The sequence below is a fragment of the Pseudomonas sp. AC229 genome, assembly GCF_979254655.1.
This window is the reverse complement of record NZ_CEEDHK010000002.1, coordinates 66,045-89,368: the sequence shown is the minus strand read 5'-3', so window position 1 is coordinate 89,368 and position 23,324 is coordinate 66,045. Positions and strand designations below refer to the sequence as shown.

Annotated in this window: 16 protein-coding genes; 5 read left to right on the top strand and 11 right to left on the bottom strand. The window is 61.3% G+C overall.

Annotated features, from left to right (window positions below):
- Positions 1 to 14 precede the first annotated feature (14 nt).
- From cptA to AC0IW7_RS03030, 3 genes are all read left to right on the top strand, one after another.
- Positions 15 to 1,748 carry a phosphoethanolamine transferase CptA gene (gene cptA / locus AC0IW7_RS03040; RefSeq protein WP_471815661.1) on the top strand — a complete coding sequence of 578 codons (1,734 nt, stop codon included), beginning with the start codon at positions 15 to 17 and terminating at the stop codon, positions 1,746 to 1,748.
- 188 nt (positions 1,749 to 1,936) lie between these two features.
- Positions 1,937 to 2,725 (top strand): substrate-binding periplasmic protein, encoded by a 789-nt coding sequence (locus AC0IW7_RS03035; RefSeq protein WP_471815660.1) that lies wholly within the window; start codon positions 1,937 to 1,939, stop codon positions 2,723 to 2,725.
- Between the two features lie 2 nt (positions 2,726 to 2,727).
- Positions 2,728 to 4,326 carry a CHASE domain-containing protein gene (locus tag AC0IW7_RS03030; RefSeq protein ID WP_471815659.1) on the top strand — a complete coding sequence of 533 codons (1,599 nt, stop codon included), beginning with the start codon at positions 2,728 to 2,730 and terminating at the stop codon, positions 4,324 to 4,326.
- 45 nt (positions 4,327 to 4,371) lie between these two features.
- On the opposite strand, the gene AC0IW7_RS03025 is transcribed toward AC0IW7_RS03030, so the two are convergent.
- The 8 genes from AC0IW7_RS03025 to AC0IW7_RS02990 all read right to left on the bottom strand — a co-directional run bounded on the left by AC0IW7_RS03025 (position 4,372) and on the right by AC0IW7_RS02990 (position 17,529).
- Positions 4,372 to 5,199, bottom strand: a complete 828-nt coding sequence (locus tag AC0IW7_RS03025; RefSeq protein WP_471815658.1) for an SDR family oxidoreductase — start codon at positions 5,197 to 5,199, stop codon at positions 4,372 to 4,374.
- A gap of 601 nt (positions 5,200 to 5,800) precedes the next feature.
- On the bottom strand, positions 5,801 to 8,872 hold the full coding sequence (locus AC0IW7_RS03020) for a multidrug efflux RND transporter permease subunit (RefSeq protein WP_471815657.1): 3,072 nt from the start codon (positions 8,870 to 8,872) through the stop codon (positions 5,801 to 5,803).
- A 27-nt stretch (positions 8,873 to 8,899) separates the two neighbouring features.
- On the bottom strand, positions 8,900 to 10,039 hold the full coding sequence (locus tag AC0IW7_RS03015; protein WP_471815656.1) for an efflux RND transporter periplasmic adaptor subunit: 1,140 nt from the start codon (positions 10,037 to 10,039) through the stop codon (positions 8,900 to 8,902).
- Positions 10,040 to 10,293: 254 nt separating this feature from the next.
- Complete coding sequence (locus tag AC0IW7_RS03010; protein ID WP_471816104.1) at positions 10,294 to 11,382, bottom strand: methyl-accepting chemotaxis protein; 1,089 nt, start codon at positions 11,380 to 11,382, stop codon at positions 10,294 to 10,296.
- An 854-nt stretch (positions 11,383 to 12,236) separates the two neighbouring features.
- Entirely contained in the window at positions 12,237 to 13,337 is a 1,101-nt protein-coding gene (locus AC0IW7_RS03005) for a DUF1513 domain-containing protein (RefSeq protein WP_471815655.1), read from the bottom strand.
- 1 nt (position 13,338) lies between these two features.
- Positions 13,339 to 14,418 carry an imelysin family protein gene (locus AC0IW7_RS03000; RefSeq protein WP_463536285.1) on the bottom strand — a complete coding sequence of 360 codons (1,080 nt, stop codon included), beginning with the start codon at positions 14,416 to 14,418 and terminating at the stop codon, positions 13,339 to 13,341.
- A 15-nt stretch (positions 14,419 to 14,433) separates the two neighbouring features.
- Entirely contained in the window at positions 14,434 to 15,864 is a 1,431-nt protein-coding gene (locus AC0IW7_RS02995) for a di-heme oxidoreductase family protein (protein ID WP_471815654.1), read from the bottom strand.
- Between the two features lie 324 nt (positions 15,865 to 16,188).
- Complete coding sequence (locus AC0IW7_RS02990) at positions 16,189 to 17,529, bottom strand: imelysin family protein (RefSeq protein ID WP_471815653.1); 1,341 nt, start codon at positions 17,527 to 17,529, stop codon at positions 16,189 to 16,191.
- 204 nt (positions 17,530 to 17,733) lie between these two features.
- Here AC0IW7_RS02990 and AC0IW7_RS02985 point away from each other — a divergent pair, with 204 nt between their 5' ends.
- Together AC0IW7_RS02985 and AC0IW7_RS02980 are read left to right on the top strand one after the other, a co-directional pair.
- Positions 17,734 to 18,306: a LemA family protein gene (locus tag AC0IW7_RS02985; RefSeq protein WP_471815652.1), complete on the top strand. Its 573-nt coding sequence runs from the start codon at positions 17,734 to 17,736 to the stop codon at positions 18,304 to 18,306.
- 37 nt (positions 18,307 to 18,343) lie between these two features.
- The gene (locus tag AC0IW7_RS02980) at positions 18,344 to 19,216 is read left to right on the top strand and encodes a GIDE domain-containing protein (RefSeq protein ID WP_471816102.1); all 873 of its coding nucleotides are present in this window, start codon (positions 18,344 to 18,346) and stop codon (positions 19,214 to 19,216) included.
- A 224-nt stretch (positions 19,217 to 19,440) separates the two neighbouring features.
- On the opposite strand, the gene AC0IW7_RS02975 is transcribed toward AC0IW7_RS02980, so the two are convergent.
- The 3 genes from AC0IW7_RS02975 to AC0IW7_RS02965 form a co-directional block, all read right to left on the bottom strand.
- Positions 19,441 to 21,498, bottom strand: a complete 2,058-nt coding sequence (locus AC0IW7_RS02975) for a GGDEF domain-containing phosphodiesterase (RefSeq protein ID WP_122492793.1) — start codon at positions 21,496 to 21,498, stop codon at positions 19,441 to 19,443.
- A gap of 335 nt (positions 21,499 to 21,833) precedes the next feature.
- Positions 21,834 to 22,415: a Fe-Mn family superoxide dismutase gene (locus tag AC0IW7_RS02970; RefSeq protein ID WP_122492792.1), complete on the bottom strand. Its 582-nt coding sequence runs from the start codon at positions 22,413 to 22,415 to the stop codon at positions 21,834 to 21,836.
- Positions 22,416 to 22,636: 221 nt separating this feature from the next.
- A complete protein-coding gene (locus AC0IW7_RS02965; protein ID WP_471815651.1) occupies positions 22,637 to 23,239 on the bottom strand; it encodes a LysE/ArgO family amino acid transporter in 603 nt (200 codons plus the stop codon).
- Positions 23,240 to 23,324 lie beyond the last annotated feature (85 nt).

Below are 23,324 nucleotides of genomic sequence, written 5' to 3'. Positions count from 1 at the left end.
CGGAGCAGCGGCATATGCAAGTTCGAAGCAGCAAAGGGTGGGGTATCGACTGGGCCGGTATAGGCTGGTTGTTTCTATTTTTTTGGTATTTCTCCTGCGTTCCGCAGTTGCTCATTCAAATTACCGGCACCTCTGGTTTCACTGGTTTCCGCCAGGCGTTTTTGATGAGCGCGCTGTGGCTGGTGCCGGTGTTGCTGTTCCCGGCGAAGACACGGGTGATCGCCGGTGTGATCGGCGTGGTGCTGTGGGCCGGGTCGCTGGCCAGTCTCGGTTACTTTTTTATCTACGGGCAGGAGTTTTCGCAGAGCGTGATTTTCATCATGTTCGAGTCGAACCTGGCCGAGAGCAGTGAATACCTGACGCAATATTTCGCCTGGTGGATGGTGCCGGCTTTTGTCTTGCACACGGTGGTTGCCTATGTGTTGTGGCGCCGGGTGCGACCGATTAAGATGACCGGCCAGCCAGCGTTTGCGGCGGCTGCGTTTATGTTGTTGTGTTCGCTTGGTTATCCGCTGATCAGCCAAAGCCTGCGGGAGAAAACCCTGGGCGATGCCTTGCTCAAAGTCGAAGCCAAGTTGGAACCGGCGGTGCCGTGGCAACTGGTGTTGGGCTATCGGCAATACCGTGAGCAGTTGGGCAACATGCAGGGCATGCTCAATGACGTGGCAAAAATTCCGCCGCTCAAACACCTCAAGAGCAGCCTTGGCAACGCGCCGGCGACCCTGGTGCTGGTGATCGGCGAATCGACCAACCGCCAGCGTATGAGCCTGTACGGCTACCCGCGCAACACCACGCCCAATCTCGACAAACTGCGCAATGACATGCTGGTGTTCGACGACGTCGTCACCCCGCGCCCGTACACCATCGAAGCGTTACAACAGGTGCTGACCTTTGCCGATGAAGAGAGCCCGGACCTTTACCTGAAAACGCCGTCCATCGTCAGCGTCATGAAGCAGGCCGGCTTCAAGACTTATTGGATTACCAACCAGCAGACCATGACCAAGCGCAACACCATGCTCACCACGTTTTCCGAGCAGGCCGACGAGCAGGTGTACCTGAACAACAACCGCAACCAGAACGCGCGCCAGTACGACGGTGATGTGTTGGCGCCGTTTGCCAAGGTGTTGCAGGAAGACGCGCCGAAGAAATTCATCGTCGTGCACTTGTTGGGCACGCACATGAGTTACCAGTACCGCTATCCGCCAGAGTTCGAGAAATTCACCGACCGCTCGGGCGCGCCAGCCAGCCTGCGTGACGACCAACTGCCGACCTACAACAGTTACGACAATGCCGTGCTGTACAACGATTTCGTGGTGTCGAGCCTGATCGGTGAATACGCCAAGAAAAACGACAACGGTTTTCTGCTGTACCTCTCCGACCATGGTGAAGACGTGTTCGACTCGCCCACCGGCAACGTGCTGGGGCGCAACGAGGCGAAACCGACCGCGCCGATGTACACCATTCCCTTTATGGTCTGGGCCTCGCCGAAATGGCGCGAAGGGCATGAGTGGAGCTTTATCGCCGACACCAAGCGGCCTTACAGCAGCTCGCAGTTGATTCACACCTGGGCGGATCTGGCCGGCCTCAGCTTTGATGAGTTCGATGCCAGCAAAAGCCTGGTCAGCGCGCAGTTCAAAGAACGCCCGCGCATGATTGGCGACCCGTATGGCAGCAAGAAATCGCTGATCGACTTCAGCCTGATCAAGCCCAAACAGCCGCCCAAAGAGCTTGAAACCGCCCAGCAGTAACGGCGCAACACGCCATTCAGCGCCCCGATTTCGGGGCGTTGTCGTGTCTATTCGCGACGTTTTCGGACAGCGATGAGCGGCGCGTCGTACGCGTTGCACCGGGCTGACCTATTCTTTGGGTCGGGCAGGCGTATAAGTAGGAAAAACCTTACGCATGGTGTCGTCTGTTTTTTGGGGTTATGGGTGTGATGCGGCTGTTTCTTATTAGTGTGCTGAGTGCACTCATTCTCGGGGCTTCAACGCTGGCGCAGGCTGCGCCAGGGATTGCCTGCACCCGCACCATGACGCTGGCGCTGCATGACCATGGCTTGCTGTATTCAGCTGACACCGACGCTGGCATCGATAAAGACTTCGCCGACGAGTTGATAAAACGCAGCGGCTGCACCGTCACCGTGTCGCTGTTGCCGCGCGCGCGCATCTGGCAGTTGATCGAGCAAGGCGCGCTGGATTTCAGCCTGTCGGGCATCGCCAACGAAGAGCGAAACCGTTTCGCCAGTTTCGCCTGGTATTTCTCCGACCAGTTTTACCTGCTGGTTCGCCAGGACGCCGGCGTGCAAACCCTGGCGGATTTCGCTGCCGACCCGGCGCTGCAGCTCGGCATCATCCGCAGTTTTCGCTACAGCCCCAAGGCCAATAATCTGGTTGACCAGCTCACCACGCAGCGCCGCGTGCGCCACGCCAGCCGCCTGGAGCCGCTGTACGAAGTGCTAATGGCCAATCAGATCCAAGGCATGATCATCGAGCCGTTCGATTACCCGCAGGTGCAAAACGATGACATCCGCCAACAGACGCGCGTGGTGGAAACCGGCGATGCGCCCACGCCCCACGGGTTAATCATGTCGAAGAAGTCGCTGTCACCCGAGGAACAGGCGCAGTGGCGCGCGCTGGTCGATGGCATGCGCGCCGACGGCACGGTGGAGCGCATCTTTGCCAAATACTTGCCGGCCGAATTGGCCCACACGCTGGTTAATTTTTGAGCATGTCGCGCCTTGGCCTTCGCTATAAATTGCTGGCGCCGCTGATTCTGCTGGTGTCGTTGGGCGTTACCTATTGGCTCTGGCACCACGAGCAACGCAACGCCCAGCTCGACCGCCTGGAAACCGCCGATTACAACCTGCGTGAAGCCACCAGCGCCATCGACCAACGCATCGCCGCCTACGAACAAGTGTTGCGCGGCGTGCAAGGCCTGTTCGCCGCTTCGGATCTGGTGCGTCGCGAAGAATTCAAAACCTACCTCGACTCGCTGCAGCTGGGCGCCGATTACGCCGGCCTGGAAGGCATCGGTTTCGTGCAGTGGAGCAGCCGCGAAAACGTGCCGGCGCTGATTGCCCAACAGCGGGCCAGCGGCGTGCCGGACTTTCAGGTGAGCCCCGAAGGCGACCGTGATTTCTACGCGCCCGTGGTGCAGATGGAACTGCTGTCGGGCAACAGCCATCTGGTGCTGGGGATCGACCCCTTCGCCGACCCCGAACGCCGCATGGCCATGGAGCAGGCGCGCGATTCCGGCGACGCGAAAATCACCGGCAAGGTCGAGCTGGTGATTCCCGGCGAAGCCGATGCGCAAAGCAAAGCCGGCTTTCTGATGTTTCTGCCGGTGTACGCCAAAGGCAAGCCCCACGTTAATCAGGCACAACGCCGCGCTGCGCTGATCGGCTGGGTGGTCGCGCCGCTGCGCATCAACAAGTTGATGGCCAGCTTGTATGGGCCGCAGTCCAGCGCCATCGCCATCAAAATTCACGAAGGCGTGAAGCGCACGCCGACGTCGTTGTTGTTCGACTCCAGCGAAGGCAGTGTCCGCAGCCCCAGCGGCCCCAGCGATGCGGTCGAGTACCTGGAAGTAGCAGGGCGAACCTGGACCCTGGAAATGCTCAGCGAGCAACAACGCGACCGGCCCATTAGCAAAGACAACTCCGGGCTGATCGCCGGCGCCGGCCTGGCGCTGAGCCTGCTGCTAACCGTGCTGACGTGGATGTTGACCACCGGCCATTCCCGCGCGCAGAGCCTGGCGCGGGAAATGACCCGCGAACTGCGCGCCAGCGAAACCCGTTTACGCCACCTGGCCGAGCATGACGCACTAACCGGCCTGCCCAACCGCGCGCTGTTTAGCGACCACCTGACCCACGCGTTGGCCCAAGCCCGGCGCAACCGCACGCGGCTGGCGCTGATGTTTATCGACCTGGACCGCTTCAAACCCATCAACGACACCCTTGGCCACCACGTCGGCGATACCCTGCTGCAAGTGGTGGCGCAGCGGCTGCAACACTGCGTGCGCGAGTCGGACATTGTCGGGCGCATGGGCGGCGACGAGTTTGTGGTGCTGCTGCCGGTGATCGACGGTGACAACGATGCGTTAGTGGTCGCGGAAAAAATTCGCGAAGCCCTGAATCAACCGTTCGACCTGGGCTGTGGGCAGCCGTTGAGCCTGTCATCCAGCACCGGCATTGCCCTGTTTCCTGAGCATGGCGAGGACGAGGTGCAGCTCACCAAGAATGCCGACGCGGCGATGTACGCGGCCAAGGACAGCGGGCGCAATCAGGTGAAGTTGTACCAAGGCGCAACCGCCCCAGTCGCTTTGTAGGTTGGTGCTGAGCGAAGCGAAGCCCAACACCTGGCCACCGGTGGACTACAGCTTTCCCGCCAAGCCAAACTTGCGCTTCAACACCCACTCCATCACTCCTTGCGGTAATAGCAGTGCGAGTAAGGGCAGCGCTCGGCTGCCGTTGCCCAAGCGCAACAAACGCGGCGGTTCCGCGCGCTGTACGGCGCTTAGTACGTCGCGGGCAAAGTGGCTGGCCGGCGTCGGGTTGTCTTGTGAAGCGCGCGCCCGGGCGCGAATGCCCTCGCGAATCGGCCACCACGGCGATCCATCGGCAATCAGCTGTTCAGCTTCGCGGCTGGCATTGGCGCCAAAGCTCGACGCAATGGCGCCCGGCTGCACTTCCAGGACCCGTACGCCAAAGGGCGCCAACTCCATGCGCAGGCCTTTGCTCAACGCATGCACCGCCGCCTTCGAAGCGCAGTACGCCGCCGCGAACGGCGTCACCAAAACACCTGACACACTGCTGATGTTCACCACCACGCCACGGCTGCGACGCAACAACGGAAACAGCGCACGGGTGACGTCGATGAGGGCAAACACGTTGGTATCGAATTGACGTTGCAGGGCATCGCGCCCGCCGTCCAGCAGCGGCCCCATGGCGCCATAGCCGGCGTTATTGATCAGCACATCCAGGCCTCCCACCTCATCGCTAAGCCGCGCCGCCAATTGCGCAACGGCGGCGCTATCGTTGACGTCCAGTTCCACCGCATCGAAGCCGGCAGCGTTCAACGCCGCCAGATCGCTGGCCTTGCGCGCCGTGGCCCAGACGCGAAAGCCGGCCGCCTTGAAAGCATCTGCCAGGGCGCGGCCAATGCCGCTGGAGCAGCCGGTGATCAAAACGGTTTTGGACATGGGGGCATCCTTTGTTGTTCTTGGTCTGTAGGAGCGAGCGCGCTCGCGAAGGCGATAGTGGCCCAACCGCAGAACGCAGGGAAGAATGACGAGCACCGTAGCCTGAAAAACTCTGGATTCCGAGTCGTCGGACCGCCGCCTTCGTGGGAATGACGGTGGGCTAAACCAAATCCTCCGTCATCCTCGCGAACGCGGGGATCCAGGCTCGCATGTCGGACACCGTAACTTGAAAAACGCTGGATTCCGAGTCGTCGGACCGCCGCCTTCGCGGGAATGACGGTGGGCTAAACCAAATCCTCCGTCATCCTCGCGAACGCGGGGATCCAGGCTCGCATGTCGGACACCGTAACTTGAAAAACTCTGGATTCCGAGTCGTCGGACCGCAGTCCTCGCGGGAATGACGGTGGGCTAAACCAAATCCGCCGTCATCCTCGCGAACGCGGGGATCCAGGCTCGCATGTCGAACACCGTAACTTAAAAAAACCTGGATTCCGGAGTCGTTGGACCGTCGTCTTTGTGGGAATGACGGTGGGCTAAATCGCCGCGTGTGCGGCAGTAAACACGGCCAAAAAAAAGCCCCGCGGGTGCGGGGCTTCAAACGTCAGGAAGTAACCGGATGGGATGCTCGATTGTCTTCAATTTCCACCGGCTCGGCATCCGGCTTGGCCAGCAAGCTGTACACGCACGGCAACACGAACAGGGTGAACAGCGTGCCCACCGACATGCCGGTGGCGATCACCAAGCCGATGTCGAAGCGGCTGACGGCACCGGCGCCGGTGGCGAGAATCAGCGGCACCATGCCGAACACCATCGCTGCCGTGGTCATCAGCACCGGACGCAGGCGAATCGCCGCCGCTTCCTCAATGGCGGCGCGGCGGGACAAGCCCTGTTCGCGACGCAATTGGTTGGCGAATTCGACGATCAGAATGCCGTGTTTGGTGATCAGACCAATCAACGTCACCAAGCCGACCTGGGTGTAGATGTTCATGCTCGAATAGCCGAGGAACAGCGGAATCAACGCCCCGCAAATCGACAGCGGCACCGTCACCATGATCACCAGCGGGTCGCGGAAGCTTTCAAACTGCGCGGCGAGCACCAGGAAAATCAGCGCCAATGCCAGGGCGAAGGTCACGTACAACGCGCTGCCTTCCTGCACGTATTGGCGCGAGGCGCCGGCAAAGTCGAAGGCGAAACCGCGTGGCGCTTCTTCCTGGGCAATCTGGCGCACGGTGTCGATGGCTTCGCCCATGCTGACGATCGGGAAGCCCTGAATGATCGCCGAGTTCAACTGCTGGAACTGGTTGAGTTGAGTAGGGCGGGCGCGGTCGTGCACGGTGATCAGGGTCGACAAAGGCACCATTTGGCCGCTCCCGTTCTTCACGTAGTAGTTGTTCAGCCAGCCCGGATTGTCGCGGTAGGCGCGTTCCACTTGGGCGATCACTTTGTAGCTGCGACCGTCGATGGTGAAACGGTTAATTTCCCCTTCGCCCAACAGCGTGGACAGCGTGCCGCCCAGGTCTTCCATGTCGACCCCCATCAGGGCCGCCTTGGAACGGTCGATATCCACCACGATTTCCGGTTTGTCGAAGGCCAGGTCGACGTCAAGGAAGGCAAATTTGCCGGACTGCTGTACGCGCGTTTTGATCTTCTCGGTCACCTGCAACAACGACTCGTAGTCGTTGGGCGTGTTCACCACAAACTGGAACGGCAAGCCTTCACCGGTGCCCGGCAACGAGGGCAGGTTGAAGCCGAAGATCTGCAACCCAGGAATTTCCCCGAGCTTGCCTTGCACGTCTTGCAGCAACTCCATCTGCGTGCGCGAGCGCTCGCTCCACGGCTTGAGCAGGAAGCCGCCGATGCCGCTCTGCACGCCGTTGATTCCGTTGATCTGGAACGAGGAGTAGTACTCGGGGAACTCCTTGAAGATTTTCGGGAACTGCTGGGTGTAGGCGTTGAGGTAGTTGAGGTTGGTCGGCTGCGGCGCCGTGGCCATCATGAACACGATGCCTTGGTCCTCATCCGGCGCCAGTTCGCTTTTGATCATTTTCAGCATGATCGGAATCAGGCACAGCACCACAATGGCAACAAATATCACCACCGGGCGGGTGTTCAAGGTGCCGTGCAACACGCGTTGATAGCGCACTTTCAGGCCGTCGAAAATGCTGTCGAGTTTGTGTGCCAGGCCGCTTGGGTTTTCTTCGTGGCGCAGCAGCTTGGAGCACATCATCGGCGACAGGGTGAGGGCGACGATGCCGGAGATGATCACCGCACCGGCCAGTGTCAGGGCGAACTCCTTGAACAGCGCGCCGGTCAGGCCATCGAGGAAACCGATGGGGGCGTAAACGGCGGCCAGGGTGATGGTCATGGAAATCACCGGCACGGCGATTTCACGGGCGCCGTCGATGGCCGCGTTGAACGGTGTTTTGCCGTCCTCGATGTGTCGGTGAATGTTCTCCACCACCACGATGGCGTCGTCCACCACCAGGCCGATGGCGAGCACCATGGCCAGCAAAGTCAGCAAGTTGATGGAGTAGCCCATCAGTTGCATAAAGAACATCACGCCGATCATCGACAACGGAATGGTGATCACCGGGATCAGCACCGAGCGGAATGCACCGAGGAACAGGAACACCACCACGATCACAATCAGCACCGCTTCGAACAGGGTCTTCACCACCTCGTCGATGGATGCCTGAATAAACAGCGTGGCGTCGTAGGCGATGGACACTTTCAGGTTGGGCGGCAGCTGCGCTTCCAGCTCCGGCATGGCGGCGCGCACGTGCTTGATCACTTCCAGCGGGTTGGCGCTGGGCGTGGCCTTGATGCCGATATAGACCGACGGCGTGCCATCGAACGAGCTGATGGAGTCGTAGTTCTCCGCGCCCATTTCGACGCGGGCGATGTCTTTCAACAGCACCCGGCTATCGCCGACGATTTTCACCGGAATGGCCGCGAAGGCTTCGGTGGATTTCAGGTCGGTGGTGGCGTTGACGCTGGTGATCACGTACTCGCCTTTGGTCTCACCGGCGGCCGAGAGGAAGTTGTTTTTGCGGACCGCGTCGTTCACTTCCTGGGTGGTGATGCCGTAGGCGGCGAGCTTGACCGGGTCGAGCCAGATGCGCATGGCGAACACCTGGTTACCCAGAATTTCCGCTTCGGCCATGCCCGGCAAGGTGGCGAGCTTGGGCTGAATCACGCGCGACAGGTAGTCGGTGATTTGCGGGTTGCTCAGCTCATCGCTGTAGAAACTCACGTACATCAGCGCCGAGGCGTCAGCCGCTTCCTTGCTCAACACCGGGTCTTCGGCATTTTGCGGCAGCTGGTTTTTCACCTCGTTGGCTTTGGCCAGCAGCTCGGTAAACAGGCGGTCGCTGTCGGAGCCGATGCGCGCGTAAATCGAGATCACCGAATAGTTCTGGCGGCTCACCGAGGTCATGTAGTCGATGCCCTCGGCACTGGCCAGGGCTTGTTGCAACGGCTGGGTGATATAGCCCTGAATCGTCTCGGCGTTGGCGCCGGGGTAGGCGGTGGTCACCTGGATCAGGGCGTTTTCCATCTTCGGGTATTGGCGGATGGTCAGTTTGCTGAATGCCTGGAAGCCAAGCAGGATGATCAGCAGACTCACCACGGTGGCCAGCACCGGACGACGGATAAAGGGATCGGTAAAAGCCATGAAGTGCTTCCTTTAACCAGCGGCGAATTAGCGGCTGGCTGAGCTGTTCAGGAGTGCCTGGTCGTCGACGATGGTCACGTGGGCGCCGTTATCCAGCTTGAGCTGGCCGGCGGTGACCACTTGTTCGTCTTTTTGCAGACCCTTGAGAATCACCACCTGGCCATCGCGACGCTCGCCGGTTTCCACGAAGCGGCGCTCGACTTGCAGGAACGGCTGGCCCTTGTCGTCTTTCACGTCCTGGCCTTGCTCATCCTTCTTCACATTCACCACGTACACCGAGTTGCCATACAGCGTGTAGGTGATGGCGGTTTCCGGCACCACCACGCGCAGCGCCTGGTCGGGCAGCAGCACTTCAAGGTTGGCGAACATGCCGGGCAACAGCTTGCTGTCCGGGTTGCTCAGCACAGCGCGGATCTGCACGTTCCGGGTGCTGTTATCCACTTTCGGGTTGATGGCGTTGATCTCGCCTTCAAAGCTTTCCTTCGGATAAGCCGCCACCACGAAGCGCACGCGCTGGCCGAGTTTGAGCTGCGGTATCGACTGTTCCGGCAGGAAGAAGTCGACGTACAGGCTGCTGACGTCTTGCAAAGTGGCGATGATGGTGCCGCTGGACACGAAGTCGCCGACGTCTACCTGACGAATACCGATGGTGCCGGCGAACGGCGCGACGATGCGTTTCTTCGCCAAAATGGCTTTGAGCTGCGCGACGCGGGTGTTCGATTTTTGCAATTCGGCCGCCAGGCGGTCGTACTCGCTTTTGGACAGCGCCTGCCGGCTGACGAGGCTGCGCGCGCGCTCGAATTCAACCTGGGCCAGGCCGCGCTCGGCTTCGGACGTAGCGAGCGTGGCCGTTTCCACTTCACTGTCCAGTTGAATAATGGGCTGGTGCAGCTCGACCTTCTGCCCGGAGCGGAACAGCACGTCGCGCACGGTGCCGCTGGACTCGACCGTCAGGTCGACGCCTTGCAGGGCAGTGAGGGTGCCGATGGCCGGCAGACGGCTTTGCCATTGCAGCTCACCGCTGCGAGCGGCGGAGATGCTGATGGCGGGTTTGGGCGCGGTGAATTGGGCGATTTGGGTTTGCAGGTGAGTCCACCAGCCATAGCCGAGCGCGGCAATAACCAGTGCCATCACCACGAGGGTGATGAGAAAGCGGCGGAGCAACATATTCCGGTTCCTTGGCAGGGAAAATGGGCCTGTGGAATAGGCAAGGCGCGTACCTTAGACCCACTGTTACTGGCAAGTCAAAACCCGGCATTTGCAAATGATTGCGGTGGAAAAGTGTGTTGGGCCGCCCCTCTCCCCCGGCCCCTCTCCCGCGCGCGGGAGAGGGGTGACGTATGGGCTTAAACCTGACTCGGTCAGCCCCCTCGCCCGCTTGTGGGAGAGGGTTGGGGAGAGGGGCCGTTGCCTTTGAGCTGTCAGGCGCTCAACCGCTGCGTCACATCACTCAACTGCCCCGACAACCCTCTCAAGTTCACGCTCGCCGCTTCCGTGCGCACCACGTTTTCCTGGTTGGTGGTGGCAATCGCGGTGATTTCGGTGAGGTTGCGCGAGATATCTTCGGCCACCGACGTCTGTTCTTCCGCCGCCGTGGCGATCTGGCGGTTCATGTCGCGAATGGCTTCGACGGCCTGGGTGATGCGGTCGAGCATTTGCCCGGCCTCGGTCACTTGCTGCACGCCGGCTTCGCTGCGGCTCTGGCCGTTTTCGATGGCTTTCACGGCGTTCAGCGCACCGGTTTGCACGGTGTCGATGATCTGGTGAATTTCAGCGGTGGACTGCGCCGTGCGCTGCGCCAGGGTGCGCACCTCATCGGCCACCACGGCAAAACCACGGCCCGCCTCACCGGCGCGTGCGGCTTCGATGGCGGCGTTAAGCGCCAGCAGGTTGGTTTGGTCGGCAATACCGCGAATCACCTCCAACACTTTGCCGATGCGACCGCTGTCGGTTTCCAGACGGCGAATAACCTCGGCGGTGTTGGCGATTTCGCCGCTCATGGCGGTGATGGTCTGAATGGTCGATTTCATCACCGTGCTGCCTTGCTGCGCCGAGTGGTCGGCGTCATCGGCCGCGCCGGCGGCTTCGGCGGCATGACGTGCCACTTCCTGGGCCGTGGCCGACATTTCATGCATCGCCGTGGCCACCTGATCGGTGCGCGAGAATTGTTCGGCGGTGCCCTGGGCCATCAGCGTGGCGATGGCGTTGAGTTCGCCGCTGGCGCTGTCCAGTTCGCTGGTGCTGCGTTGCAGGCGGGTGAAGGTATCGGCGAGAAAGTCGCGCAGGGTGTTGGCAGCGACCGCCAAGTTGCCCAGCTCGTCGCGGCGGCTGGTGTCTACGCGCTGGCCGAAGTTGCCTTGGCTGAGACGGCCGATGTGTTCGATCAGGCTTTTGATCGGCGTGATCAGGTTGCGGTTGACCAGCCACAGGCTGAGCAGGGCGATCAGCACGCTGGCGCCCAGCAGCACGGCGGTGCCGAGCCACACGGTGCGTTCGGCGCTGGCGCTGATGGCGGCGGCCTGGTCTTCGCTGCGCTGGTGTAGTTGGGTAACCAGCGCGCCCATTTGATCGCTGGTGGCGCGGTCGATGCCCTGTACGGCTTTGTCACCTGCGGTGGGCTCGGCGCCAGCGGCGATAAATGCCGCTTTGCCTTTGCGGTACGAGGCACCGAGAGCCTGGTGTTCGCTGCGCAGTTTTTCGACTTGGTTTTTTAGCGCAACGTCGTCGCCTGACTCAGCAATCAGGTCGCCGAGAATCTTTTGAACCTTGCGTTCCTGCTCCTCGAACTGGCCCCAGTACTTGTCTTGTGCGGCGGGGTCTTTGCCGCGCAGCAACACGTTTTTCCACTCTTGAACCTGGGATTTGAATTCGAGGTTGGCCTGGTCGACCAGTTGCGACTCTTGCAACGGGCCGTCCAGCAGGCCGCGATAGTTCTGAATGCCGCCGGACAGAAAGCTGAAGCAGGCCAGGGCAATGATCACGGTGAGCAGCAGGCTCCCACCCAATAGGGCAAGAATCTGCGCGCGCAGGGAGTTTTGTAAAAACATAGGGAAACGCCTCTCGGGAAAGTGGTGGCTAAACACCGGTTCGCTCAAGGTGCGAGGCGTCTTACTTCCCTGTAGCTCATGACGACAGACACGCCAAAACTGTCCGCCGAGCTAAATGGCCCGGAGCGCACAGGTGTTGTTTGAATATAGTCGGCTGTAGGGGATTGGACTTAAGTCTGCAGGAAGATTCTGGCAGATGGCCATGACGAGCGGTCGTGGCTGCCAAATGAAAAGCTCGAGGCTAAAGCCTCTCCTACAGAGACTGCGTTTTACCTGTAGGAGAGGCTTTAGCCTCGATTCCTGGAAACGAAAGAGGCTCAGGCCGTCTTCAGGTGCAGATGGTTGTCCCAAAGCCCCGCCGGCAAATCCAGCGCTTGCGGGCTGATGCTCGCGCTGCGGCAGTCGTAGTAGCGGCAGCGGCCCTGGCCAGAGGTGACGACGAAACCGTCTTTCACCGCGCCGACGCCGGCGCAGTCTGGCAGCGGTGCGTCCAGGCGCACGGCGCCGCTGTCCAGGTCCCAGATAAAGAAGCGATTGCCGCGCGGTGCGGTCAGCGCCACCAGGCGCAGGTCGCTGTGCACGGCCACGCTGGCGGTGTACTGAGCCATGGCGTCGCGTTGTTCGGCTTCTATTGGGAACGCCTGGAAGGGCTGGCCCGGGCGCTTGATGGCCAGAAGCTCGGCCGGCTCATGGGCATCGCCCATAAATTGCTGGCCGGCCAGGATGGTGCCGTCGCTGGCAATCGCCAGGTGACGCACGCTGTTCATTTGCTGGCTCAGGGTTTCTTTGGAGATCAGCGTGCCGTCGCGCTGGAGCAGCACCAGGCTGGGTTCCATGGCGTGCAGGTTCATTTCCTTGCGGCTTTCGGCTTCGGTGCGGATGCCGCCGTTGGCGATCACGAAGGTTTCGCCGTCGGGCATCCACGACACTTGATGCGGCCCCAAGCCATGGGTGCTGAGTTCGCCACTGTGGTGCAGCTGGCCGTTGTCGTAGCGGTACACCGTGAGCAGGCCGCGACCGGGATCGCTGGTGTCGTTGTCGGTGGTGTACAGCCACTCGCCGCTTTTGTGGAACACGCCGTGGCCGTAGAAGTGCCGGTTGGGCTGGGAGCGCACGGTTTGCAGGAGACGGCCGTCGCGCAGGTCGATCAGGTAGCTTTCGGTGCCCGGGCGGCGCGCCACGAACAGCGCCACCGGCTGGCTCGGGTGCTCGACCACGTCGTGGCAGCGCTGCGCCACTTCGGTGGCGAACACCTGGGTGCCGTCGAGGCGATAGCCGACGGCGTAGTGTTTGCCATGGCTGTCGTCGCGCGCCGACAGCACCAGCGGGTTTTGGCCTTTGCGGCTGACGGTCCAGCCGCCCAGTGTCAGTGCACCGAGCAGCAGGCTGCCGAGGCCCAGGACATGGCGGCGGAGCATGTTAGTCACCATCGTTGGCGTTGAAGCCAAGCTGAACATTGAGGGCTTTGGCCAGCTCGCTTTCGTGCAGGCGATGAACCACGTTGAGGCTGTCGTAGAAGTCATTCAGGGCTTTGCGCCCGGCTTCGTCGGCGAGCAGTTCGGTAAGCGGGCGGTCCATGGCGTCGAGCTGGCGACGGGATTCCACATAGGCGGCGTCGATTTTTTCCGCCAAGGCTTTTTGCTCGTCCGGCAGCAGGCCACGGATGCCGTGGTTGTCGACGCCTTTCCAAAGGTTCTCGGCGCTGGCCAGGCTGGCGGCGATGCTTTTCAGCGAGGTATTGCTGCGCCAGCCTTCAGCCTGGAACGGCTGTGGCAGGTTTTTGGTTTGCCGGCCCAGCGGCGCGCCGAGTTTTTTCTTCAGCATGTCGAGGCCGGTGACCTGCACGCGCAGCAATTCGGCGATGGCTTCGTGGGAGTCGGCGTAACGCTGGTTGGGGAATTTGCTCAGCTGGTCGACCATGCCGTCCTTGCTGTCCCAGCGGCCGAGGATTTCTTCGGCGAGGGTTTGCTGACGTTGACCGATGGCTTCGAGCAGCGGGCAATAACGGGCTTTGGTTTCAGCGTCGGCGAGGTCGAGCTTGCTGTCGTAAAGAATGTATTCGTAGGCCGACAGGCCTTGCACCACGACGCTGGACTTGGCCAGGGCGGCGGCGTCGATATTCGGCGTCGCTTTGATCAACTGCTCAACCTGACGGCCGACCAGGTCTTTCTTGTCGGGCCAGAACTGCACCTGCCAGGCGCGGTTGCCTTCGGCCAGCGGGCCGATCATCAGCGGCTGCAATTCAGCCCAGGCTTTTTGCGCGGCGAGGAAGTCGGCACGGGCTTTTTCCACGTCGGCCTTACCGGAGCAGAACGCCAGGGCGCTAGCGGCCAACGCGCGGTCGGCTTCAACCCAGCGGCTGTAGGTGGGCAGAATCACTTGCTTGGCCAGCGCGGTGGAAATCTGCGCTTGCTGGTCAGTCGGCGAGCAGGCGCCCAGGGCGAGGGCGGCAATGCTGCTGAAGAGCAATTTGGTGCGGAACGTCTTCTTCCCAAACATGAGGCTAAAAGCTCCTTACAGAGAATTCAGGAACGCCAGCAGCGCAGCGCGCTGTTCGGCATCGTAAGCGAGAACTTGCTGTTGCGCGGCCTGCGCTTCGCCGCCGTGCCAGACAATGGCTTCCAGCAGGTTGCGCGCGCGACCGTCGTGCAGAAATTGGGTGTGGCCATTGACCGTTTGCGTGAGGCCGATGCCCCACAGCGGCGGCGTGCGCCATTGGTTGCCGCTGGCATTGAATTCGGGGCGATTGTCGGCCAGCCCGGCGCCCATGTCATGCAGCAACAGGTCGGTGTAGGGGCGAATCACCTGATTGGCCAGCTCCGGTTCGGCCGCGTCGCTGCGGGTGGTGAACTGTGGCGTGTGGCACTGCTGGCAGCCGGCTTGGTGGAACAGGCCTTTGCCGGCCAGCACTTGCGGGTCGTTGACCTGGCGCCGCGCTGGCACGCCGAGGTTGCGTGTGTAGAACAGCACCTGACTGAGCAAGTGGTCGCTGACTTCCGGCATCCCACCATCAGGCGCGGCTTTGCAGGCGGTTTGCGCCGGCGTGCATTCGTCGAAGGGGCGCAGCGTGGTGGTCAGGCCCATGTCGGCGGAAAAGGCGTGCACGTTCTGTTGGTTGAGCGTGGGCTGCCCGGCTTTCCAGCCAAAGCGGCCGAGGACAGTTTTCTGCTGCACGTCGTCCCACACTTGGTTGGGCTGGCCGGCGATGCCGTTGTCGGCGGCTTTTTGCGCGGCGGCGACGGCGAGAATGGCGTCATCGGGGATCGCTTCGAGCAAGCCCAGGCCAATCATCGGCGGGGCGATGCGCGCGGAAAACTGCGCGTTGGCGCTGATCGGGCCGTAGCCCCAGTTGCTGATTTTCAGCAGCGGTTGGCGCAGCTCGATTTGCGTGCCGTCTTTGAACGCGACCTGGTGGGTCTGGTAGTCGACGCGAATGCGCGCTTCCGGCTCCACGCCGGGAATCGACATGTCTTGCAGCTGCGTGCCGTACACCGGCTCCGGCACCACGCCGACCTTTTCGATTAGCGCGGCCTGCTCGGCGCTTGCTGGCAGCGACACGCGCACCAGCATCGACACGGCGTTAACGTCATCGCCCACCGGCGGATGGCCGCGCCCGTCCTTAATGTGGCAATTCTGGCAGGCGTTGGTGTTCATCAGCGGGCCGAGGCCATCGCGGGCGATGGTGGTGGACGGCGCGATGACCCACGGGTTGCGGAAGAAACTGTTGCCTACGGCGAAGTCCAGACGCCGAGTGGGCGTGAGGTTGCCGGAGGGTTGGGAGAAGGCGTCGCGGTTGTGCTTGCCCACCGTGGCCTGACCGCCAGACAGCGCTTCGCCAGGCTCGGCCTCGGTAAAGCGCGGCGACTTATCGCAGGCGCTCAGGCCAGCCACACAAAAGGTGACCACGCTCAGGGCAAGCAGCAGGGAAGGGCGCGCGCGAGGCATCAAGGGGTGTTCCAGACCACGAAAACAAGCGCGCAAGCTTAGCAGCTAGGGCGCTTTCAAATAAGAGGGATTTGCGTTTGCCGAGGAGGTTAATTGTCACAGCGTCAAAAAGATGTGAAGACCTGTGGACGTTTTCGTTTGCAGGGATCGCGGCGAAAGCCGCTCCTACAGCTGGTGTGTCTTCGTTCTGTGGGGGCGGCTTTTTGGCCGATGCTAAAAATTGCGTGCCGCCCAGCCGCTACAGCGGGCAAACGACTGGCATAAAAAAACGGATGCGCTTTGTGGGCGCATCCGTTTGACGTTCAGGTGCCAGATCGGTGGCGTTTAGAACGTGTGATCAGCGGTGTCAGGCTTGAGGTCGTTGATGCCCAGCTTGGCAGCAGCTTGCTCGATGGCGCCGGTTTGTTTCACCAGGGCCGCGATCGCGTCACGCACGATCTGGTTGCCTGCCGCGTTGTCGGCAGCGATCAGCTGGTCGAAGTGCACGCCTTTGTTGGCGCTGTCGACCATCACTTGCAGCTTGGCTTCGGTGGCGGCCAGGTCGTCTTTGGCGGTGGTGTCGGTGGCCGGGTCGATTTTCGCCACGAGCGAGGACAGGCTTGGGCCGGTCAGCGTGGTGCCGTCGACTTTCTTGTACTCGCCCAGGTAGACGTTGCGAATGCCTTTGCCGTTGTAGAAGTGCGAGTTGTGGGTGTTGTCGCTGAAGCAGTCGTGTTCGTCTTCGGTGGAGTTGGCTTCCAGCGCCACTTTCATACGCTCGCCAGCCAGTTCGCCGAGCGACAGGCTGCCCATGCCGAAGAGCATTTTGCGCAGGCCATTTTCCGGGGCTTCAGCCACCAGCGTGGCGCGGTAGTTGTCGGCAACGCCGGCTTTCCACTGCTCAACCATGCTGTCGAGGTCTTTAACCAGCAGCGCGGTAGCGGCTTTCAGGTATTCGGCGCGACGGTCGCAGTTGCCGTGGGTGCAGTCTTTGCCAGTGGCGTAATCGGTAGCCGGACGCTCGCCAGCACCTGGGCCGGTGCCGTGCAGGTCTTGGCCCCACAGCAGGAATTCGATGGCGTGGTAGCCGGTAGCCACGTTGGCTTCAGAACCGCCCAGCTCGTTCAGGCTGGCCAGTTTTTCGCCGGTGATTTCGCTGACGTCGATCTTGTCGTCGCCAACCTGAATGCTTTTGTTGGCGATGATGTTGGCGGTGGCGGCCGGGTTGCCTTGCGCGGCCGGGGTGTCGGCGGCGACGTAGTCGATCAGACCTTCGTCCAGCGGCCAGGCGTTCAGTTGACCTTCCCAGTCATCTACCACGGCGTTGCCGAAACGGAACACTTCGCTCTGCATGTACGGAACGCGAGCGGCCAGCCAGGCGTCTTGTGCAGCTTTTTGAGTAGCGGCAGACGGCGCAGCGATAAAGGCGTCTACGGCTTTTTGCAGGGCGTGGCCAGTGGTGGCCGCGTCGCTGAATACGGCGAACGCCAAGTCAGCGTAATGGTTGACGACGGCTTTGGCCGCAGCCTCATCGACTTTGCCAGTAGCGGCGGCAGCAGGAGCGGTGGCGGTGCTGGCAGCAGGAGCGGCTGCTTGAGTGGCTTGCTCTTTCTTGTCATCGCCGCAGCCGGCGAGAAAAATAGCGATGGCCAGCAGACTGGCGGTAGCCAGAGGCATACGAATCATGGCGAGGTCCTTTGCATCGTGAGGTGGGTGACTGCGCAGCGCGTCTGGGCTGCAAAACGCGCACATAATGCGAAAGATTTTCATTTTGTGCAAAGCCTTGTGCCGCGATTTATTGTTTTTACGCGTGCGCCAGTTCTGCTTTGTTGGTGGCTTCGTGGCTAGAATGCCAGCATCGTGAATGCTGCTTGGATGGGAGATCCTGCTATGAGCGTGACGGCCGTTGTGAGCTTGGTGGTGCTGTTTTTTATCGCGGTGTACGCGGTGTCGATTTACAACGCGCTGGTGCGGGTCAAGCACGGGGTGACCAAGGCGTGGTCCAACATCGACGTGTTGCTGAAACAGCGCCACGATGAACTGCCCAAATTGGTGGAAACCTGTAAGCAATACATGCAGCACGAACGCACCACGCTTGAGCAGGTGATTGCCGCGCGCAATGCCGTGGGCACGGCCCGCGAACGGGGCGATGTGAGCGCCGTTGGCCAAGCCGAAAGTGGTCTGCGCGCCGGCCTCGGCCAGTTGTTCGCCCTGGCGGAAAACTACCCGCAGCTCAAAGCCAACGAGAGCTTTCAGTTCTTGCAGCAGCGCATCAGCGGCCTGGAAAACGGCATTGCCGACCGCCGCGAGCTGTACAACGAGGCAGCAAATATCAACAACGTGCGCATCGAGCAATTTCCCGATGTGATCGTGGCCCGCGCCTTCAACTTCAAGCCCGCCGACTTGCTGGTATTCAGCGATGCGGAAAAGGCCGACGTCAACGTCAAAGCACTGTTCGGTTAAGCGCTGAATCGTGGACATTCAGCAGTTCAGCTTTCTGATGTGCTTCGCCGTGGCCATGTGCGGCGGTGGCGCCTGGTGGTGCATCAGCCGCTTCAGCGCCGCGCGGCACATGCTCGACACACCGACCTCGAAAATCCGCTCCGCCGCGCAAGGCTATGTTGAGTTTTACGGCGTGCTGCAGGAGGTGCCGGGCATGGCGCAAACCATTGCGCCACTCAGCGGCACGCCGTGTTTGTGGTGGCGGATCAAGGTGGAAGAGTCGCGCAGCAACGGCAAAACCCGCTCGTGGAGCGTGGTCGACAGCCGCACCAGTGAAGGCTGGCTGCAACTCTCTGACAGCACCGGCGAATGCCTGATCGACCCCAACGGCGCGCAGGTTCGGCCTTCAACCCGTAAGGTCTGGTACGGCAGCACCCGTCACCCGATGGGGCCGGCGAAGGCCGGTTTCCTTGCCTTCTTCAGCCACAGCGACCAGTACCGCTACACCGAAGAACGCCTGCACGTTGGCCAGCCGCTGTACGCCATTGGCGACTTCAAAACCACCGGCGGCGGACGCCAGGGCCTGGACCTGAACGCCGCGCAGGGCGAGGTGATTCGCGAGTGGAAGGGGGATTTCAGCGGCTTGTTGCAACGCTTTGACAGCAACGCCGACGGCCAGCTCGACGACCAGGAATGGAACCGCGTGCGCCTGGCTGCGCAGCTCGAAGCTGAAGACCGGCACCGGCAGACCAGCGCGCGGCCAGCGACCAACTTTATGGGCCAGCCCGAGACGTCGCAGCCGTTCATTCTTTCCAATGCCGGGGAAGATGAATTGGCCCGCACGTTTTATTGGCAGGCCGGATTGGGTGTGGTGGTGTGTTTGGCCGGGGCGTTGGCGATTAACTGGTTGTTGCAGAATTATCAGGGGTAGTGCGGTGGCAGTGCCTGTTGGGCTTCGCTGTGCTCACCGCACGCGGACCGACCCAACCTGCCCCAGTGAGGCCAACACCCGTCATCCCCGCGAAGGCGGGGATCCAGAATTTGGCAGGTGACTGCGTCCGCCGGGCAATTCTGGATCCCCGCCTTCGCGGGAATGACGGGGTAAAGACGGCGAGATTCATCCGCCGATGCGCCCCAACAAAAAACAACTACGCATCAAAGCGTAATGCTGGCGTCGCTGATTCTGCGTGATTGCTTGAGGAACAGCGTCAGCTCACGCGCCGGCAGCGGTTTGCTGTAGAGGTAGCCCTGACCTTCGTGGCAGCCCTGGGCAATGATGTACGCCTCTTGTTCCAGCGTCTCCACGCCCTCGGCGATAACCTGCATGCCCAGACTTTTCCCCAGCTGAATGATGGCGCGCACGATGGTGGCGTCGTCTTCGTCGTCGAGCAGGTCTTGCACAAAGCTCTTGTCGATTTTGATTTTGTCCAGCGGCAAGCTTTTCAGGTAGCTCAGCGAGGAATAGCCGGTACCGAAGTCGTCGATGGCGATCAGCGCGCCGGAGCGGCGCAGGCTGAGCAGGTGCTGGGCGGCGGTGGTGATGTCTTCCATCAGGCCAGTTTCCGTCACTTCCAGTTCCAGGCTGCGCGGTGGCAGGCGGTACATCTGCATCAGGTTGTTGACCACGCGCGGCAACTCGGCGTGGTGCAACTGCACGGTCGACAGGTTGATGGCCATGCGCAAATCGGTGAAGCCTTGGTCGTGCCATTCGCGCAGTTGGCGGCAGGTCTGGTCGAGAATCCATTCGCCAATCGGAATGATGCTGCCGTTCTGTTCGGCCAGCGGAATAAAGGTGTCTGGCGGCACCAAGCCATGCTGCGGGTGCTGCCAGCGCAGCAGCGCCTCGACGCCGACAATGCGGTGGTCGCGGTAGTCCACTTGCGGCTGATAAACCAAGTGCAGTTGGCCTTGGGTCAGCGCTTCGCGCAGGTCTTTTTCCAGCTCGCGGCGGCGGCGCATTTCGCTGTCGACGCTGGCGATATAGAACTGGTAGCGGTTGCGCGAGCGGCTCTTGGCCAGGGTCATGGTCTGTTCGGCTTTTTGCAGCAGCTTCTCGGTGCTGTCGCCGTCTTCCGGGAACAGGGTGATGCCGATGGTGGCGCGCAGCATCACTTCCTGTTGGTCGAGCAGGAACGGCGCTTCCAGATCATCCAGCACGCTTTGCGCCAGTTCGGCGGCTTCGTAGGGTTGTTCGATATCGGCCTGTACCAGGGCGAACTGGTCGCCGCCTAAGCGGGCCAGGGCGCCAAGGCGGCCGCTGTGGCTGCGCAGGCGATCGGACAAGGCGAGCAGCAGTTGGTCGCCGGTCTGGTAGCTGAATTGTTCGTTGATGCCTTTGAAATCATCCAGGCCCACGCACAACACCGCGACCCGACGCTGAAGGCGTCCGGCATCGCCAAGAATCTGGTCAAGCTGGGTTTGCAATTGCTGGCGGTTGGGCAGGCCGGTAAGGAAGTCGTACTGCGCCATCCGCAGCAGACTGTCTTCGGCTTCGCGGCGTAAGTGGGTGTTGCGTTCGATGGAGGAGAGCAACTGATTGGCTGTGTTGATCCACAGTCCCAACTCGTTTTTTTCATTGCCCTTGAGCATGGGCAGCTTGTGCTCACTGGGGCGGTCCGGGTTGATGTTGGTGAGGTGCTCGATAATTTTCGACAGCGGCTTGGTCAGCAGCCAGTGATAGACCAGATACAACACCAACCCCATGGCCAGCGCGCGCAGCACGCCGGAGACAAAAATGATCACCGAGCTGGTGATGAAATCCTGGCCGTAGCGGGCCGTGTCGAGGGTGATGGCGAGGTCGCCGTAGTATTCGCTGTAAGGGCCGCGGCCAACCAATTGAGTGGTGAAGGTGGCTTCGTCGCCAAGAATAGGGTCGGTCAGCCAGCGGGTGGAGCGCACCATCGGCTCGCGCGATTTTTCCGCGAGCATCGGCTCGTTGGGATGGCCGATGGAGGCCACGCGTACGGATTCGTTCTGAAACAGGCCCTCGATGACCTGCATGCCCATCTCGCGGTCCAGGCTGTAGACAGCTTGCGTGGAAGGGTCGCGAAACATATCCAGGATGCGGTGCGCGTCATCGGCAATCGCCTGTCGCGTCTTGTAGACGTCGAACATGATTTGCGCGCAGCTCAACAGCACCCCGACCACTAGCGCCGATAACAGCACCACGCGGAGCAGTTTCAGCGACAGGCTGTGTTTGAGTTCCAGCTTCAAATGACCATTCCTTGTTCGAGACCACAGGCGTCATACCGACGGAGTATTAGCAATCGTGAGGAAGCAGTCAAAGGGCCATCACAGTGAAAAAATTATCAAGAAGGAGCGTCGCGCCGCCAGCGCTTTTTCAAACCAGGCGCTGAGCTGCGACGGTTGCGCTCGAACTGTGTCGGTCGGGGCTCTTCACAACTTTAGACCGCTGAGCATTTTTCTCGCCGTCGGGGGTGGAGATTGCGATAAATGGCCCGCGCTCGTAAACCGCTACCAAAGCAGGCTGTGAAGCACGAATAAAAAAACCCGGCGAATGCCGGGTTTTTTCAGAACGGGTGCTGGGCTTACGAGGCGAAGTTTTTCGCAACGAAGTCCCAGTTAACCAGGTTCCAGAACGCTTCTACGTATTTCGGGCGCAGGTTGCGGTAGTCGATGTAGTAGGCGTGTTCCCACACATCGCAGGTCAGCAGCGGGGTGTCGCCGCTGGTGATCGGGCAGCCGGCGCCGATGGTGCTGGCCAGAGCCAGGGAACCGTCAGGCTTCTTCACCAGCCAGCCCCAGCCGGAGCCGAAGGTGCCGATCGAGGTTTTGCTGAATTCTTCTTTGAATTTGTCGAACGAGCCGAAGGCTGCGTTGATGGCGTCGGCCAGAGCGCCAGTCGGTTGGCCGCCAGCGTTAGGCGCCAGGCAGTTCCAGTAGAAGGTGTGGTTCCAGACCTGGGCTGCGTTGTTGAAGATGCCGCCCGACGAGGTCTTGACGATTTCTTCCAGGGTTTTGCCTTCGAACTCGGTGCCTGGCACCAGGTTGTTCAGGTTCACGACGTAGGTGTTGTGGTGTTTGTCGTGGTGGTATTCCAAGGTTTCCTTGGAGATGTGCGGCTGCAATGCGTCGTGGGCATACGGCAGCGGAGGCAATTCGAAAGCCATGGGTGATTCTCCTAATCAGGGTCAGTTGCGGTATAGGCGCAAGGCCGATCACGGGCGGCCAAACATGCGACGGGGAGTTTGTACTCTTTGCGCCGCAGGGGTCGGATCATAGCACCGGGCCTGTGGCATAACCACGCAGCAACTGTGTGGTTAAGCCCGGCCCAGAGCTGTGTTGCAGACGGCTGCGTCAGTCGCGCAAGCGGGTGTCGCTGTAGGTGGACTCACGCACCGGCTATTAGTTGCCCTGCAACGACGAACATCATCATCGCCACCAACACATCCAGCACCCGCCATGTTGTCGGCCGCGCCAACCACGGTGCTAGCCACGCCGCCCCCAACGCCAAGGTGAAGAACCACAACAACGATGCACTCGCCGCGCCCGCTGCATAAGCGCCGGGCGCCGCCTGCTGGGCGCCGAGCGAGCCGATCAGCAAGACGGTGTCCAGGTATACATGCGGATTGAGCAGCGTCACCGCCAACGCCGTTATCAGCACCGCCTTGCGCGAGCGCGGTCCGGCAGTGGCCGCCTCATTCAACGCTTGCGGCTGGCAGGCGCGGCGCAGTGCTTTCACGCCGTACCACAGCAGAAACGCCGCGCCACCCCAGCGCGCCACAGCCAGCAGCACCGGGCTTTGGGCGAGCAGGGTGGCCAAGCCGAACACGCCGGCCACCACCAGCACCGCATCACACAACACGCACAGCGCGGCGACCGGCAAGTGGTGTTCGCGGCGCAGGCTTTGGGCCAGAACGAAAGCGTTCTGCGCGCCTAGCGCCACGATTAAACCGGCGGCCACGAGAAGGCCGTTGAGATAGCTCTGCCACATAGAGAGATGTCCTGATGCTGATTCGTGTGGCGAGTCTGCGGGGCGAGGCTGTATAAGGAAAACGAATCCTGCTGATCGCCTATTA